The 14,630-nt window shown below is 47.6% G+C and carries 17 protein-coding genes and 11 tRNA genes; 22 read left to right on the plus strand and 6 right to left on the minus strand.

The window, feature by feature from the left end; genetic code table 11:
- Positions 1-200: 200 nt before the first annotated feature.
- Positions 201-1,469, minus strand: coding sequence for an RNA-guided endonuclease IscB (gene iscB, locus AVZ68_RS03950; RefSeq protein ID WP_059103242.1), 1,269 nt, complete (start codon positions 1,467-1,469; stop codon positions 201-203).
- A 350-nt stretch (positions 1,470-1,819) separates the two neighbouring features.
- On the opposite strand from iscB, the gene AVZ68_RS03955 reads away from it, so the two are divergent.
- Complete coding sequence (locus AVZ68_RS03955; protein WP_059103243.1) at positions 1,820-2,764, plus strand: MBL fold metallo-hydrolase; 945 nt, start codon at positions 1,820-1,822, stop codon at positions 2,762-2,764.
- A 27-nt stretch (positions 2,765-2,791) separates the two neighbouring features.
- On the opposite strand, the gene AVZ68_RS03960 is transcribed toward AVZ68_RS03955, so the two are convergent.
- Positions 2,792-2,863: transfer RNA gene (locus tag AVZ68_RS03960), tRNA-Gln, on the minus strand.
- Positions 2,864-2,982: 119 nt separating this feature from the next.
- Here AVZ68_RS03960 and comGA point away from each other — a divergent pair.
- From comGA to thpD, 13 genes are all read left to right on the plus strand, one after another.
- Positions 2,983-4,026 carry a competence type IV pilus ATPase ComGA gene (comGA, locus tag AVZ68_RS03965; protein WP_059103244.1) on the plus strand — a complete coding sequence of 348 codons (1,044 nt, stop codon included), beginning with the start codon at positions 2,983-2,985 and terminating at the stop codon, positions 4,024-4,026.
- Positions 4,016-5,056: a competence type IV pilus assembly protein ComGB gene (comGB, locus tag AVZ68_RS03970; protein ID WP_059103245.1), complete on the plus strand. Its 1,041-nt coding sequence runs from the start codon at positions 4,016-4,018 to the stop codon at positions 5,054-5,056. The genes comGA and comGB overlap by 11 nt, the downstream gene beginning before the upstream one ends.
- 169 nt (positions 5,057-5,225) lie before the next feature.
- Positions 5,226-5,301 (plus strand) — tRNA-Ala (locus AVZ68_RS03975).
- Between the two features lie 71 nt (positions 5,302-5,372).
- Positions 5,373-5,465, plus strand: a tRNA-Ser gene (locus AVZ68_RS03980).
- Between the two features lie 148 nt (positions 5,466-5,613).
- Positions 5,614-5,690: transfer RNA gene (locus AVZ68_RS03985), tRNA-Met, on the plus strand.
- 36 nt (positions 5,691-5,726) lie between these two features.
- Positions 5,727-5,798, plus strand: a tRNA-Gln gene (locus AVZ68_RS03990).
- A 7-nt stretch (positions 5,799-5,805) separates the two neighbouring features.
- Positions 5,806-5,877 (plus strand) — tRNA-Gly (locus AVZ68_RS03995).
- A gap of 126 nt (positions 5,878-6,003) precedes the next feature.
- Positions 6,004-6,074, plus strand: a tRNA-Gly gene (locus AVZ68_RS04000).
- 8 nt (positions 6,075-6,082) lie between these two features.
- A tRNA-Ile gene (locus AVZ68_RS04005) sits at positions 6,083-6,156 on the plus strand.
- A gap of 30 nt (positions 6,157-6,186) precedes the next feature.
- Positions 6,187-6,277 (plus strand) — tRNA-Ser (locus tag AVZ68_RS04010).
- Positions 6,278-6,329: 52 nt separating this feature from the next.
- Positions 6,330-6,420: transfer RNA gene (locus AVZ68_RS04015), tRNA-Ser, on the plus strand.
- Positions 6,421-6,443: 23 nt separating this feature from the next.
- Positions 6,444-6,526: transfer RNA gene (locus AVZ68_RS04020), tRNA-Leu, on the plus strand.
- A gap of 299 nt (positions 6,527-6,825) precedes the next feature.
- A complete protein-coding gene (gene thpD / locus AVZ68_RS04025; RefSeq protein WP_059103246.1) occupies positions 6,826-7,758 on the plus strand; it encodes an ectoine hydroxylase in 933 nt (310 codons plus the stop codon).
- Positions 7,759-7,854: 96 nt separating this feature from the next.
- On the opposite strand, the gene yidD is transcribed toward thpD, so the two are convergent.
- Entirely contained in the window at positions 7,855-8,088 is a 234-nt protein-coding gene (gene yidD / locus AVZ68_RS19655; RefSeq protein ID WP_082676295.1) for a membrane protein insertion efficiency factor YidD, read from the minus strand.
- A gap of 210 nt (positions 8,089-8,298) precedes the next feature.
- Here yidD and comGC point away from each other — a divergent pair, with 210 nt between their 5' ends.
- The 7 genes from comGC to AVZ68_RS04065 all read left to right on the plus strand — a co-directional run bounded on the left by comGC (position 8,299) and on the right by AVZ68_RS04065 (position 11,128).
- Positions 8,299-8,607 carry a competence type IV pilus major pilin ComGC gene (gene comGC, locus AVZ68_RS04030; RefSeq protein WP_082676296.1) on the plus strand — a complete coding sequence of 103 codons (309 nt, stop codon included), beginning with the start codon at positions 8,299-8,301 and terminating at the stop codon, positions 8,605-8,607.
- Positions 8,604-9,038, plus strand: a complete 435-nt coding sequence (gene comGD, locus AVZ68_RS04035; protein WP_059103247.1) for a competence type IV pilus minor pilin ComGD — start codon at positions 8,604-8,606, stop codon at positions 9,036-9,038. The genes comGC and comGD overlap by 4 nt, the downstream gene beginning before the upstream one ends.
- Positions 9,028-9,333, plus strand: coding sequence for a type II secretion system protein (locus AVZ68_RS04040; protein WP_059103248.1), 306 nt, complete (start codon positions 9,028-9,030; stop codon positions 9,331-9,333). The genes comGD and AVZ68_RS04040 overlap by 11 nt, the downstream gene beginning before the upstream one ends.
- Complete coding sequence (gene comGF, locus AVZ68_RS04045) at positions 9,302-9,769, plus strand: competence type IV pilus minor pilin ComGF (RefSeq protein WP_059103249.1); 468 nt, start codon at positions 9,302-9,304, stop codon at positions 9,767-9,769. Before AVZ68_RS04040 ends, comGF begins: the two co-directional genes overlap by 32 nt.
- On the plus strand, positions 9,753-10,127 hold the full coding sequence (gene comGG, locus AVZ68_RS04050) for a competence type IV pilus minor pilin ComGG (RefSeq protein WP_059103250.1): 375 nt from the start codon (positions 9,753-9,755) through the stop codon (positions 10,125-10,127). Before comGF ends, comGG begins: the two co-directional genes overlap by 17 nt.
- Before the next feature lie 44 nt (positions 10,128-10,171).
- Positions 10,172-10,351, plus strand: a complete 180-nt coding sequence (locus AVZ68_RS04055) for a YqzE family protein (protein WP_059103251.1) — start codon at positions 10,172-10,174, stop codon at positions 10,349-10,351.
- Between the two features lie 534 nt (positions 10,352-10,885).
- Positions 10,886-11,128 (plus strand): DUF2626 domain-containing protein, encoded by a 243-nt coding sequence (locus AVZ68_RS04065; RefSeq protein WP_059103253.1) that lies wholly within the window; start codon positions 10,886-10,888, stop codon positions 11,126-11,128.
- 57 nt (positions 11,129-11,185) lie between these two features.
- Here AVZ68_RS04065 and AVZ68_RS04070 read toward each other — a convergent pair whose 3' ends face one another.
- Positions 11,186-11,818 carry an MBL fold metallo-hydrolase gene (locus AVZ68_RS04070; RefSeq protein WP_059103254.1) on the minus strand — a complete coding sequence of 211 codons (633 nt, stop codon included), beginning with the start codon at positions 11,816-11,818 and terminating at the stop codon, positions 11,186-11,188.
- A 112-nt stretch (positions 11,819-11,930) separates the two neighbouring features.
- On the opposite strand from AVZ68_RS04070, the gene AVZ68_RS04075 reads away from it, so the two are divergent.
- On the plus strand, positions 11,931-12,113 hold the full coding sequence (locus tag AVZ68_RS04075) for a DUF2759 family protein (protein ID WP_059103255.1): 183 nt from the start codon (positions 11,931-11,933) through the stop codon (positions 12,111-12,113).
- A 27-nt stretch (positions 12,114-12,140) separates the two neighbouring features.
- Here the strand turns inward: AVZ68_RS04075 and AVZ68_RS04080 are convergent, their stop codons facing one another.
- Together AVZ68_RS04080 and AVZ68_RS04085 are read right to left on the minus strand one after the other, a co-directional pair.
- On the minus strand, positions 12,141-12,950 hold the full coding sequence (locus AVZ68_RS04080; RefSeq protein ID WP_059103256.1) for a YqhG family protein: 810 nt from the start codon (positions 12,948-12,950) through the stop codon (positions 12,141-12,143).
- The gene (locus tag AVZ68_RS04085; RefSeq protein WP_059103314.1) at positions 12,928-14,613 is read right to left on the minus strand and encodes a DEAD/DEAH box helicase; all 1,686 of its coding nucleotides are present in this window, start codon (positions 14,611-14,613) and stop codon (positions 12,928-12,930) included. The genes AVZ68_RS04080 and AVZ68_RS04085 overlap by 23 nt, the downstream gene beginning before the upstream one ends.
- Positions 14,614-14,630 lie beyond the last annotated feature (17 nt).

Raw genomic sequence — 14,630 nt, forward strand, 5'->3', positions numbered from 1 at the left:
ACGGGTGAATGAACGCTGGTTCATGATAAATGGAAAGCAACATTTTCAGAGGTTTCCCACAGTGAGGACAGGTAACTTGTCCATGTTTGCTCGCGGTATATAGCTTGTGCCACTTGTCCCGACCATAGGTCGGCAAGTGCACCGGGTGGTTTTGATAAAGTGCAGTCTTCATAGGTGTTGGCTGCCGGAGACTCGTGACTTCAGTCATGCGAGGAGTCGGCGGCTTTCACTTCCTTTCTCCTTATTCTGAGTTGTACTAACAACGTATTGGCCTTCTCGACCACATGTAACTTCTTAAAACTAGCGCTTTTATGAATTGATTCGCCTTCTAGTGTTCTTAAATCAAAGTATCCGGACTTTCTTCTTCCGAAAACAAAACATTCTTTGCCGCCAAAAAGTACCCTGTCGAAAATTTGAAAGCCTTTGACGTACGTCTCTGCTTTATTGCTTTTACGAGTTCCCCCCTTATTGATCGTAAATTTATGAAGTTGGCGATTGTTTTCTCTCACCTGCTTGAATAGATAAGAGTTTCTGCTTACTTTTGCTAGAGGGTTTCCACTAATACAACGGGCATCAACGGCATGGTCTTTTTCTAAACCACTCATAATCCGTGTACTCTTTGTTTGGAATCCATATGTCCATCTAAGGTGTGGGTATATTTCTTTGCCTTTGTTATAGATAAACCACCGCATAGCCGTCATCTGAGAAGCATCTCTTAACGTTGCGGATTTACGCTTGAACAAATGCTCTTTGCCCTGTCTATGAATTTCTTTATGGCAAGTTTCGCATAGGCAGAGCAAATTGTCTGGGCTGTCTCCACCTGTCCGTCTGGACTCGATATGATGAACATTTAAGATATTATCTTTCTTCTTCCCTTTGCAATATTGGCAGATATGCTGATCTCTGAACAATACATATTCGCGTATATTCCAAAACCCAAGCTGGTCGCCTTTCTGATATAAGTCACCACTAATAGAAGGATTCTTGATTTTTTGCGTATCAAACTGAGCCACTTCAATAATTATGTTTTTAACTGGCAATAGGGTGTGTACGAGGTTTACGACTTTTAAATGAATATTCACCTTGTTCTGTACAGAAGGAGCTAACCACCCTTGATCTTTCTTGCGATTAAGAAATCGTGGTTGGCGGTAGCGAGTTTTACGGCTTCTTCTAACAGATCGTGCAGAGCGTCTTGTCGCTAACAACTCTTGAATATCCGTTCGGAGTTTCACCTCTCCCTCGAACAACACATTGTCTTCGGTTGTCGCAGACAATCCTATATTCTTCGTACCGGCATCGACACCAAGAGAAATGTCTTGTTTGTTCTCCCCTGTTGGGTATTGTAACTGGACGGTGAAAGGGGTAAGCTTGTAAACGTTCGCTTTCCCTTGTTTTAACAACTTCTTTGCCTTTTGTGGGGTTGTTGGCATTAATGGTTCTTTTCGTTGATTAATGACGTAGACTCTCAAGTTACGTCCTCCTCTTATAGAGTTAGCTGCTCTTCGTCAATGTTGGAAGGGTTTTTGACACCAATCACACCGTCCCTACCCGTCAGGACTTTTAATGATTGGCAACAGTGGCATAGAGCTAGAGCTGGCACTCTATGGTGTTATGACCCAACCAACGTAGCTCACATTGAGCTTAGACTAGTCAATAAGGGACTTTTTCAAGCCCGCGACTTATAGTCGTGGGTTATTGACAGTTGCTCCTTTTTAAGCTCGATATCGTCTTTGTCCATCGTAGCAAAAAAATGTGCAGGAGGGGAGAGGCATTTCGTAGAAGTGGTAAACGATTCCTAGAAAACGAAAGGGTGAAATTCATGGCACTCCAATGGATCAACGAGCGGGCGGGGTATTTCAGCGGAGCCGTTACGATTGGTTATATTAAGGGAGAGGATACAGGGATTTTAATTGACGCCGGCCTTGATAAGCAGATTGCCAAAAAAGTCATTCGCCAGCTTGAGGCCGAAAGCCTCCCACTAACCCATCTGTTGATTACCCACGCCCATACGGACCATTTTGGCGGGGCGCCAACGATTCAACAAGCGCATCCTGAGGCCTCTGTCTACGCACCCGCTTTCGAGGAAGCGGTGTTAGCCTATCCACTGTTCGAACCTCTATACTTATTCCAAGGAAACGAGCCGGTGAAGGACCTTCGATCGAAGTTTTTGCTCGGTCCGAGCGTGAAGGTCGATCGTGTCATCGGCGAGGGGGCGCAGAAAATTGGAGAAATCGACGTTGTGATTCATGCGCTTCCCGGACATAGCCACAACCAGGTGGGACTTGAAGTTGATGGCATTCTGTACGCAGCGGATGCCTACTTGGGCAGGCGAGCTTTAGAAAAGCACGTCATCCCTTTTCAAATCGACGCCAAACAAGTCTATGAGACACTTGAACAGTTGCTTAAACTCGACATCAAAGGCGCTCTTCCCGGCCATGGCGATTACGAAGAAACCTTTCAAGAGACGGTTCAAGTAAACATGAAACGACAGGAAGCACTCAAGGTGGCGGTGGAAAAAGAGGTTTCTGGGAGGGACTTTATCTCACTAAGTGACCTCGTTGCACGCGTCCTAACTTTTCAAGGACTTAAGGTAGAAGAGCCCGGACGCTATGCTCTCTTTCGCACGGCGATCCTTTCGTTTGTTCGCTGGCTTGAGGTAGAGCAAACGGCTAGCCTTGTGGTAGAGGACAATGTTTTGGGCCTAAAAGGGGGAGAGATTCACTCCAAAAACGAGTCCAACAACAACGAAGCGACGCTCGCGTGAGCATCGCTTCGTTGTTCATGCGTTAAACTGGGCCAGTTGGATTCGAACCAACGCATAACGAAGTCAAAGTCCGTTGCCTTACCGCTTGGCTATGGCCCACTAACATCTCTGCTATTACTTTGCTCATTTTGCATAAAGTTATTCATAAAAATAAAGGATTTTTTTCAGGCGGGGGAGAAATATAGTGAGGTACTTCTAAAAAAGAAAGGTGGGAGCTTGTGTTTGATGTTGAACAGGCAAGCCGTGACTTGCTTAATGAAGCGATACAAAAAGAAGCCAGCGACATTCATTTTGTGCCAGGCGTCAATGGGTACCATGTGTTTTATCGATTGACCGGGTCTCTGACAGACGTAAAAGTGTTGGATGCCCTGCTTGCCGATCGTCTTATCAGCCATTTTAAATATCACTCGGGGATGGATATCGGAGAAAGAAGGAAACCACAAAGTACAGCCATGGTCTATCCACTACGAGAGAAAACCTACTCGCTACGACTTTCCACTCTGCCCGCAAAGCCACGCGAAAGCTTAACCATTCGCATTTCTCCACAGCATGCCCTTCAGTCTTTGTCTCATTTACCCTTACTTTCTTATCAAAGCAAAGTCCTTTCTACAGCCGCCACCCTTACTCAAGGCCTTGTTCTTATTACAGGGGCCACGGGATCAGGAAAAACAACGACCATTTATGCCATGCTTGAAGAAATTCTTTCAACCGGAAAGCGCTCCATCGTTACCGTTGAAGACCCGATTGAACGTACAATTGGAAGAGCCGTTCAAGTGGAAACGAATGAACGGGCAGGAGTCACCTTTGATGTCGCCCTCCGAGCAGCACTGCGCCACGACCCTGATGTCATCGTCGTAGGAGAGATCCGCGACGCGCAAACCGCACAGCTAGCGATACGAGCGTCGTTGAGTGGTCATTTGGTAATTTCTACCTTGCACAGCTCTGACGCCTACGGAGCGATTGTTCGCTTAAGAGAATTCGGACTCTCCAAAACAGATTTGCTTGAAGCATGCAAGCTGGTCATTTCCCAACAGCTTCTGCCAATTCTTTGTGAAGTGTGTCAGGAGGAAGAGAACGGCGAATGTCTTACCAGACACAAGCGTGCGAGCGTCTTTGAATCCTTGGGGGGAATCGCATTAGCAGAAGGGATTGCCCGTGAAGTGCGTCCAAGCTACCAAAGGATGAAAACGCATCTTAGAAAAGCATGGGCGCTTGGCTATATTGGCAAGCAAATGCTCGAGGAGGCTCCATATGAAAGCTAAAAGAAGAGTCAAGGACAACCCAGAAAGAGCGAGAATGCTCATTCGGTTGGGACGCTTGCTCATGCAAGGCTATACAACCGATGCTGCCCTGTCTTTCCTACGTGTCCACGTCTCGCCTGAAATCAAACAGGGGCTTGCAGAGATGCAAAAAGACTTGCGTTTGGGGAAGCGTGTCCATGAAGGGCTAGAGCACTTGCACTTGCCAGCTGAGATTCTCTCTTTTGTTTATTTTTACGAGGAGCAAGGCAATGTGGCTGGGGGCTTGATTCAAGCGGGTGCATTATTCGAAAAGCGTGAGCAAACGAAAAAGAATATCCAAAAACTAATGCGTTACCCGGTGCTATTAATTTGGGTCTCTTTGCTAGTGATCATTGTCCTGAATCAATTTATCGTGCCACATTTCCAGGCTCTTTTTTCAACCATGAACAGCGAACCCCCCTTCTTAACAGGCCTGTTCTTAGACGGAATGTCTTATTTTCCCTACGTCGCGTTCGCACTCCTTTTGCTTGGTGCACTCGTTTTTCTCTATGTACAGCGAAGGATGAAACCTCGTTCTCCCCACGAAAAAGTCGCTTTTCTGCTTGCTTTTAAACCGACCCACCATCTAACGAAACGACTGCTGACCTACTATTTTTCCCTTCAATTTGGCCGTTTGCTCGATGCGGGCATGTCGATGCAGCAAGCGCTGCACGTTTTTGAAAAGCAAAACCACCTCAAGTTCTTTAGCGACGAGGCGACACGCTTAAAAATCGATTTGTCCAAAGGAGAGCCATTTCATGAACTGCTTGAGAAAAAAAGCTATTTTTTAACCGAGCTATCTTTTGTCGTTGAAAATGGCACACGAACCGGCTATCTTGCAGCGGACATGCAGCACTACAGCGAACTCCTCTATCAGGAACTGGATGAAGGATTGCAGAAGGGGTTGACGTGGCTCCAGCCGGTGTTTTTGATTTTAATTGGTGGGTTTGTTTTCGGCTTATTTTTAGCGGTTATGCTGCCAATGTTTGAAATGATCGGAGCGCTCGATTAGGTAAGTACTTGACCGTGCCCTGCCATCACGGCTACAATAAGGGCACGGTTCTTACGCAGCAAAAATTTTTAGGGAAAACACTTGCGCTCACCTAAGAACCTGTGCTATATTATTAAATGTCGCTAACGGTTGCTTTGTACAAGCTGTTAAGACGTACATAAAAACACAAGGGGCCTTAGCTCAGCTGGGAGAGCGCCTGCTTTGCACGCAGGAGGTCAGCGGTTCGATCCCGCTAGGCTCCACCATACTAAGGTAGAGGTAGGAAGTAGGAGGTTAGAAAGAAACTTCCCAACGTCCAACATCTTACATTCAACACGGAGGAATACCCAAGTCTGGCTGAAGGGATCGGTCTTGAAAACCGACAGGCGGGTTAAACCGCGCGGGGGTTCGAATCCCTCTTCCTCCGCCATATTCCATTTGTATAAAAGCGAGATGGAGCAACGAGTGTTACTTCTTTCGAAAAAACGTCGAGTTGTTTCGATGGATTCAGCTCGAATCGATCCTGATAGAGTCTTTGCTCAATGGAAGCAAGCACTAGAAAATTTCATTTATAATAGCGCGGGATGGAGCAGTCTGGTAGCTCGTCGGGCTCATAACCCGAAGGTCGGCGGTTCAAATCCGTCTCCCGCAACCAAATTTACTTGTAGTAATAGTAGCCATACATAAATGTTGGGCTATAGCCAAGCGGTAAGGCAACGGATTTTGATTCCGTCATGCGCTGGTTCGAATCCAGCTAGCCCAGTCACTTTGCGGGAGTAGTTCAGTGGTAGAACACCACCTTGCCAAGGTGGGGGTCGCGAGTTCGAATCTCGTCTTCCGCTCTTTTGATTAGATGTGTGTGTAGTTTAGTGGTAAACCCTCAGCCGTGAGCGATGCTTCCGTGAATAGGCTTGAAGAGGAAGAGGCATGGTGGGCGTGGCGAATTACATTGGAATGATCTTTAATATGCGGGTGTAGTTTAGTGGTAAAACCTCAGCCTTCCAAGCTGATGATGTGAGTTCGATTCTCATCACCCGCTTTAAGTAGGGGCCTGTAGCTCAGCTGGTTAGAGCGCACGCCTGATAAGCGTGAGGTCGGTGGTTCGAGTCCACTCAGGCCCATCCCCTTACGTAATGTGGGTCGAGCCTTATGGAGAAGTACCCAAGTGGCTGAAGGGGCGCCCCTGCTAAGGGTGTAGGTCGTGTGAACGGCGCGAGGGTTCAAATCCCTCCTTCTCCGCCATTTTTATAAAATAGTAAGAACNTCCCCTTACGTAATGTGGGTCGAGCCTTATGGAGAAGTACCCAAGTGGCTGAAGGGGCGCCCCTGCTAAGGGTGTAGGTCGTGTGAACGGCGCGAGGGTTCAAATCCCTCCTTCTCCGCCATTTTTATAAAATAGTAAGAACGCGCGGGTGTGGCGGAATTGGCAGACGCGCTAGATTTAGGATCTAGTGTCTTTACGACGTGGGGGTTCAAGTCCCTTCACCCGCATGAAAAAAGCAGTGCATGAGAACATTCATGTGCTGTTTTTTTGTCTAGCTCCGGCAGGTAGAAGTGTCGAGATTTTTCGTCCTGGCAAGCGTTAGCCAACGGCGGGTCAGATCGCGGGAATTTCTCGCTCATGACCAACTAGTCTTCGCGTATCGGTATTTGTCCAAAAAAGTTATACTATTAAGAAATATTTATCGCCGCTTACTTCTAAAAAAATATCAAAATTGATGTTTTATTAGGAAATAAGCGGGTACAACATGAAGTGTACGAAACTTTCAATTTCATAGGAGGCGTTTTACTTGAACTATCAGAACGATTTGTATCCATCAAGAACAGGGGACGAAGCGAAGATTTCTGAAAGGAAATCGCCGATCGTATATCCAGGTGGTGCAGATGGTCCACTGAAGAAAGACCAACTTCAGAGCTACGAAGACAGAGGATACATCATGCTTGAGAATGTATTCAGTAGTGAAGAAGTTGAGCTTATGAAAGCAGAACTCTCTCAAACCATGAAAGCGAATGAGCACAGGGAAAGCGAAGATGTCATTAAAGAGCCTACGAGCAATGAAATTCGTTCGGTATTCGAAATTCACAAGGATGGCCAATTTTTTCAGCGTCTAGCGCAAAATGAGCGTTTAATAAAAATTGCTGAGCAGTTGCTTGGAAGTCAGGTCTACATCAATCAATCAAGGATCAATTTCAAGCCAGGGTTTAAAGGGAAAGAATTTTATTGGCATTCGGATTTTGAAACATGGCATATGGAAGACGGCATGCCGGATATGCGCGCCGTCAGCTGCTCCATTATACTTACGGATAACCATGAATTTAACGGGCCGTTGATGCTTATTCCTGGCTCTCATAAATGGTACGTTTCTTGTGCAGGTGAAACACCTGCCGATAATTATAAATCCTCGCTAAAACAGCAAGTCGCAGGTACACCTGATGAAGAAGGCCTTGCTTGGTTGACGGAACAAGCGGATGGTCAAATTGACCGTGCAACCGGTCCGGCTGGCTCGGTATTGTTTTTTGAGTCCAATACGATGCACGGATCAAACGGGAATTTATCTCCGTATTCGCGCAGCAACGTGTTCTTTGTGTTCAACTCGGTTGAAAACAAACTCGTACAACCGTTCTCTGGACAATCGCCGAGACCGGAATTCCTGGCTAATCGAAAAAGCTTTGAGCCAATTGCACCGCAGAGTGGGATGTTAACAGGAATGTTCAGTCGGTAAAAAAAGGAGGTGAGTAGCCTCCTTTTTTCTATGCAATACGCAAGGGGGAAAGAAGCGCCGGAGGAAGTGTGCTCATAACGTTCAAAAAAGCCTGAGCTACTCAGGCTTTTTTCTGTTCTTACAAGGCACAGGGTCAAACCCTCCGCGATGAAAGGGATGGCATTTTGAAATCCGCCGAATGGCAAGCAGGCTCCCCTTAAACGGGCCAAATCGATGAATCGCCTCGATGCTGTAATGGGAGCATGTCGGGTAAAAACGGCAGGAAGGGGGGGTTAATGGGGAAATAAAGCGTTGGTAAAAGCGAATCGGAGCGATCAGTAATTTTCTCATAATGGAGTCCTTTCAAAAAGCAACCTTTGTCGCCTAGTATATCAAAAGATGAAATGCTCGGCGACGCAAAAAAACTAAAAATATTCGTCGATGAAGCAGGAAACCGCACGTTCCGTGTCTAATTATAGCAAGAACCCACATACGAAGGGAGGATCGCTTGTCCCTTGTCCCCGCAATACGTCCCTAAAACTTACCCCGAGGTGATTAAAAGTGAAAACGGTTTTCCGTAACCAACGTGGTTTCACGCTTGTTGAAATGCTAGTCGTGTTGATGATTATTTCCATTTTGTTGCTGATTGCTTTGCCGAATATGACGAAAAACAATGATACAGCCGCCGGGAAAAGCTGTGAGGCGACGCAAAAACTCTTGCAAACGCAAGTGGTCGCCTACGAAGTTGAACAAGGTTCGCCTCCCGCAAACTTAGAAACGCTTGTTACAGAAGGATACGTAGACACCGCATCATGTACGAACGGTCAAACTCTTCAACTCAACGGTAAAGAAGTCGTCATCTCCTCATGAACGAACGTGGCTTTACCCTTGTCGAACTCCTCCTTTCTCTCACCATCTTATCCATGATGATCTTACTTCCTATTCTTTTAATTCCCAACTTCCACCAAAACAACGAAGCCAAGCAAATTGCCGGAAAAATCCGTGAAGACTTGCTTATCGCTCAGCAGGTTGCGATGGCGCAAGGCAAGACTGCGAGGGTGCAATTTCGCCAAACAGAAAAGGCCATGCTCATTTTTGTGGATGGCCGAACGTTCGAAAAAATCCCCTATGTTGACGAAGGGATGAGCTTCAGCTCTCGAACGATGGATATCGCGCAAATTGGCTTTTTAGCAAACGGGCATCCTCAGCGCGCGGGCACGTTTGAAATGGCGGTTCACGGGAAGCGTTATGCGTACACACTGCATATCGGCAAAGGGAGGGTGACGTATCGTGAACTCTAACGGCTTTGCTTTGATGGAAGTGCTAATGAGCCTACTCTTGCTGGGGGTCATTGGATCGGTCATCCTGCCGATGTATGTGCTTGTTTACGAAGAACGAGCGGCGATCGCTGAAAAGCAAGCCCTGCTTCTGGAACTTGAAGAAGCGGTGCATTCCCATTATACGAATCAACGTTCTCCTGCTGGTGTTGAAGGTGTCTATAAGCGAGAGCAAGAGGGCCTGACCGCCTATTGTGGGACATGGGAAAGGCGGGGAGGAGCTAGCCATGAGATTTGCTTTTATGCGAGCAGCAGATGAACGCGGCTTCACGCTGCTTGAACAGCTGGTTGCGCTTGCGATCTTTTTTCTGATCGTGGCGGTTGTCCCGCAGTTGTTAAAAGCGGTACCCCATAGCTTGCAGGCGGGGCAAGTCCATCAGCAGGATGTGCAGATGTTCTTTAATCACATTGCAAAAGAAGCGAAAGAGGCGGAGCTTGTCGTTTGGAGAGGGGAGGGGCTGCAAGTGCACGAAACCAGTGATTCTGTCATCTCTTATGAGATCAGACGCGCGGGAACGATCCAGCGGTTTCGAAATCGTGCTGGACATGTCCCCGTTCTTGAGGGGGTAGAGCGTTTCGAATGTGCAACGGAAACCGAGTACGTTCGCTGCACCGTGCAAATGGAAAAAGGCCCTGAGTATACACGGACCTTCCTGCCGGCCAGGAAGGCGGTGCAACATGTTCGCGGCCAATGAGCGAGGAGGAATATTTCCGCTCGTACTGTTCATTCTTTTTCTGCTCAGTGGCATGTTCTCTTTCCATCTGTATACGTATGAACGTGAGTTGCGCTTTACCGAGGAACAAGAGTATTTAATGAAGCTTGAAAATCTTCTGCAGCTTGCGCTCTCTGAAGTTGTACAGGAAGATCCCTTGATTGAAGCAACCCAACAAATGAACTACCCAAGTGGGGAAGTTCGTGCGGTGATTAAAGAAACGGAGGAGGGAATGCGAATACGGATGCATGCGGAACTCGATAATGGCTATGTACGGAGTGCCAGCGCGGTACTTGATCTTCAAACAGGCAGGCTTCTATCTTATAAAGAGCCTCTTTGATTAAAATACACCGCTTCCGGCAAGAATAAGGAAGGGGTGATACTATGTCCTTTCAAGATTTAGTGAAGTTCGCCACGGAAGAAATGGTGCGTCAAATTGACAAACCAAAGGTCGAACGTCTAGCCGAACGACAGGAAAGAAAGGAACAAAAAGCGTCGTTTTCTATGCGAGCATTTGGTGTCATGCCGATGGCCTTTGCTCTAATGAAGCGACAAAAGGAGTAGGGTGGGCACGCGCGGCAACCCCGGACGCCGCGCGTGTCTAGCGCAGGCGAGGTGACCTGCCTGCGCTTTTCTTGTCTAACTCCGACGGGTAGAAGCTCGGGATTTTTCAGTCCTGCCCGGAAATCCAAGTTCGGGATTTCTCGTGCAGGCCTTCCAAAATCCGCGCTTCTGTTCGACCCGCCTGCGCCTTTCGGGTTGTCTAGCTCCGGCGGGTAGAAGCTCGGGATTTTTCAGTCCTGGCCTGAAATCCAAGGTCGGGATTTCTAGTCCAGGCCTTCCAAAATCCGCGCTTCTGATCAACCCGCCTACGCTTTTCGAGTCTAGCTCCGGCGCCCACTCGCTCGAGGTTTTTTCACGCCGCCAGATCAAGCCAAAATCGGGCTTGATGCTGCCGTCGCTCCAGAACTTGTCGCACGTGAGCAGGGCGCCTGCGCTTTTCGGTCTACAAGTAAGCATTTACAACAAATGTCTACTTCGTATATAATATAGAGGACGAATGTCTAGCGGTGAGATTCATGTAAAGGAGGGAAATCAATGGAGCGTATGTACCGCGTGCTTGCGTTTTGGACAGGTATCTTTGCTGTACTTTTTTATATTGGCGACATGCCTTACATGGCCTTGCTGTTTTTTGCGCAAACAGGCGTGCTTCTTGCCTTAAGCTATTTAAAACTTTCTGAGAGGGTGTACGTCTACATCTTTGCGGCGTATTGCACCATTTTCTTTGTCGGGTTCACGTACTATTCCACGTTCTTGCTTGTTCCAAGTTTCGGGCATTAATTTACATAGGCCGTTGCTTGCGGCATGCGCGAGCAACGGCTCTTCCTGAGCATTTCATTAAAAGCCCGAAAGAAAAGGGTTCTGGTCCATTTCGGCTCCGATGGTGGTCACTGGTCCATGACCGCAGGCCACGGTTGTATTCTCAGGGAGGGTTAGCAATTTCTCGTGAATGCTTGCGAGAAGCTGTTCATGGTTGCCTCCGGGGAGATCCGTTCGGCCAATACCGCTTGCGAACAGGGCATCTCCAGAGAAAACAATCGCCTCCTCTTGGTAATAATACGAGACGCTTCCTGGGGAATGACCAGGAGTTTTCAATAGTGAAAACGTGAACGCTCCAATGGTCAGCTCCTCGTCCTTGTCTGTGAGAACTACATCGGCAGCCTTCGCTTTAATAGCGGGCAAACCAAAGCGCTCGGAGCCATTTTGACTCGGATCGACCAGCCATTCCTGCTCGGCTTCGTGAATGTAAACGGGGCACCCAAAGGCGTTGCGAACGTCGTCGACGGCCCCCATATGGTCAAAATGGGCGTGGGTGAGGAGGATCGCCAGCGGGTGCATCTCTGATTGATGGAGCCATCTCAGCAGCGCATCGCCGTCTCCGCCTGGGTCGATAATGACGCATTCGTTGCTTTTGTTTTGCAGGACAAAGGCATTGGTCTGCAAAGGTCCGAGTGGAAGTTGTTTGTTCATGGGATCGCCTCCAGTGCATGATCTTTTCATGTTTCATCATACCTTTTTTAAATCACAGATGCTACTAAGAGGTAGCTCGAATGGCCTTTCACTATTTTAAGGGGGGACAGAAATGTTTTTAGCGATTCTGTTTTTGCTCGTAGCGATTTTTTCCGCGGTAGGGGCGTATACAAGCTTTAAGGGAAAGAACTTCTTTGCCGTTGGCTTTAGCCTGATATCTGTTGCGGTGTTCGGCTTCTTTTCTATAGCGACTCTCTATTCATTGATTGTTCACGGAACTGGAGCTCCATTATAGAAAAAACCAACCGATCGGTTGGTTTTTTCACTGCTTAAAAACTTGCTGCTGCAAGTAAAAAATTCCTCCATTAATGAGTTTGACTTCAATATGCGGCTCATATTGTTCCTGGAGTGCTTGTTTTTCCGATTCGTAACTCTTGGGCTTCTGCTCTTGGTTTTCATAAAACGCTTCAAGAAGCGCAAGGTCGGTATTCCAACGTTCGACGGCTTCCATCGCCCAATCGTCGGGTTCATTTTCAGCGAATGTCCGAATCATCTTTTGTAGACGGAGAATTCCGCTTTCAACTTTGATCAGCGGAGAAAGGGTGAAGCAGTAGTCGGGAATTTTGGGCGTCAGTGGTTTTTTGATGACTTGCTCATAAAAGTTGGGCACAATCTGTCCGTGAATTAAATTTAAACCTAGGGAAAGGATGACGTCCTTTTTGCGGTCGCATTGAAAAGAGACGTTGGCATTCAAGCAGAGCCACGGATGAAAAGGCTGGGACGATTGTTTCGAATCGGGAGGCCATTGGACATGTTCATAAAGGCGTATAAACGAGCCGAGCGACTGCGCAGAGTTGAAAATTTGCCGCAGCCGTGGAGAGCCAAAATGAAGCGGCTCTCCTTTGACGTCCTCCGGAGCATTGTTGGCATCTGTCACCAATGTAAGCGCCATCGGGTTGGGCACACCGCCCGTTTTCTCGAGGTAGTGCCAGTAGAAGGGGCGGTTCATCAACTCCTTGTCCAGGTCCACAGAGAGCTGGACTTTTAAATAGGCTGGCGTTTCTTCAAGAACCCGACTGTCATTGGCGACAAAATAACGGCGCACATAATTATGAACTTCTTGCTGCTTCATCGTCGTCCTCCTGCTCTTGATCGTTTTTGCGTTCTTCTGCGGCGTCGTTCATCACTGCTGCCAGATGATCAAATTTAATACGCATCTCGCCGTCAGAGCTTGAACCGGCAAGAATGGATTTTACATGATTTTCAATTTCAGGAAGCTCAATTCGGCTGAGGATGTCGTCAAGCTCGCCGATGACCGATTCAAACAAGTGAATTTTCTCATACAGCAAGTCCAGGATTTTCTCCTCCACCGTGTCTTGAACAGCAAAGTTGTAGATATGGACGTCCGACTGCTGTCCAAGTCGATGAATCCGCCCGATCCGCTGCTCAATCCGCATCGGGTTCCATGGCAAATCGTAGTTGATAATATGGTGACAAAATTGAAGGTTAATCCCTTCGCCGCCCGCTTCCGTGGCAATCAGCACCTGGGCATGGTTTTGAAAGAGCTCACGCATCCAGTCCTTCTTGCCACGTTTGAAACCACCTCTAAACGGAACAGAAGTAATGCCATGCTGCTTCAGGAACCACTGTAAGTACAGCTGTGTTGCCCGGTACTCGGTAAAAATAATCACCTTGTCGTCGATTTTTTGAATGAGCTCAAGCGCTTTTTCGGCTTTGGCATGGCCTTCGATTCCCGCGGCTTGATTCAGCAGATTCACATAGGTACCTGGATCGCGCTCATCGGCCTGTGCGCGTTCAATCATACTCTTAAGCGTCATAAAGACGGCTTCACGACTGGAGCAAATCTCTCGTTTCAAGGTAAGCAAGGAGAAATGGTTCATGCCAGCCCCGAGTTCATCAATGGTATCGTAAAAGGAACGTTCGTTGTCGCTAAACGTGATCGGAACCGTTTCGACGATTCGTTTTGTCCACTCAATCCCTGTTTCCTCGCGGCGGTTTCGCACCATCACTTTTTGAATCAACGCCTTAAGCTGCTCGTCGTTTTTGGCTGAGCGGGAGTTGGAACGATATTCTTTATCAAACGAATCAAGGTCTCCAAGGTGTCCAGGCTTCAGGAGAGAAACAAGATTAAAGATTTCCTCGAGCTTGTTTTGTACGGGTGTGGCCGTAAGCAGCAGACAGAACTTCTTTTTCAGCAAGCGAATGAACTCGTAGTTTTTTGTTTTTGGGTTTTTGAGCTTGTGCGCTTCATCGATAATGACCATGTCATACGGTTGATTCAAAACGATGTCACGATGTGGCTGACGCTTTGCGGTATCAATGGAGGCGACGACCACCTCGCACTGTTCCCAGACGTACGATTTTTTTTGCGGGACGGCCGGAATATGAAATTTCGAATTCAGCTCAACAGCCCACTGGGAAACGAGAGAGGCGGGCACGAGAATGAGTGCTTTTTTAACAAGGCCGCGAATCATGTATTCTTTTAAAATGAGTCCAGCTTCGATCGTTTTCCCAAGCCCCACTTCATCAGCGAGAATCGCTTTGCCGTTCATTTGTTCAATCACCGTTTGAGCGGCCTCGATTTGATGGTCGAAGGGTTGAAGCGTCGGCAAGTAGCTAGGGGCAAGCAACCCATGAAAGTCTGGAATCTGCTGGTGAACCTGTGCTTCATAAGCGAGTTTAAAGGTTTCAAGGTCTGACCACGGACCATCTTGCTCGACACGTTCCAAAAACCGAACATTCCAGCTTTCGTCAAAATGAATGTTAATATCCAGAGTGCTCACGTCCTTAT

This window comes from Shouchella shacheensis (genome assembly GCF_001484965.1).
Lineage (GTDB): Bacteria > Bacillota > Bacilli > Bacillales > Bacillaceae_D > Shouchella > Shouchella shacheensis.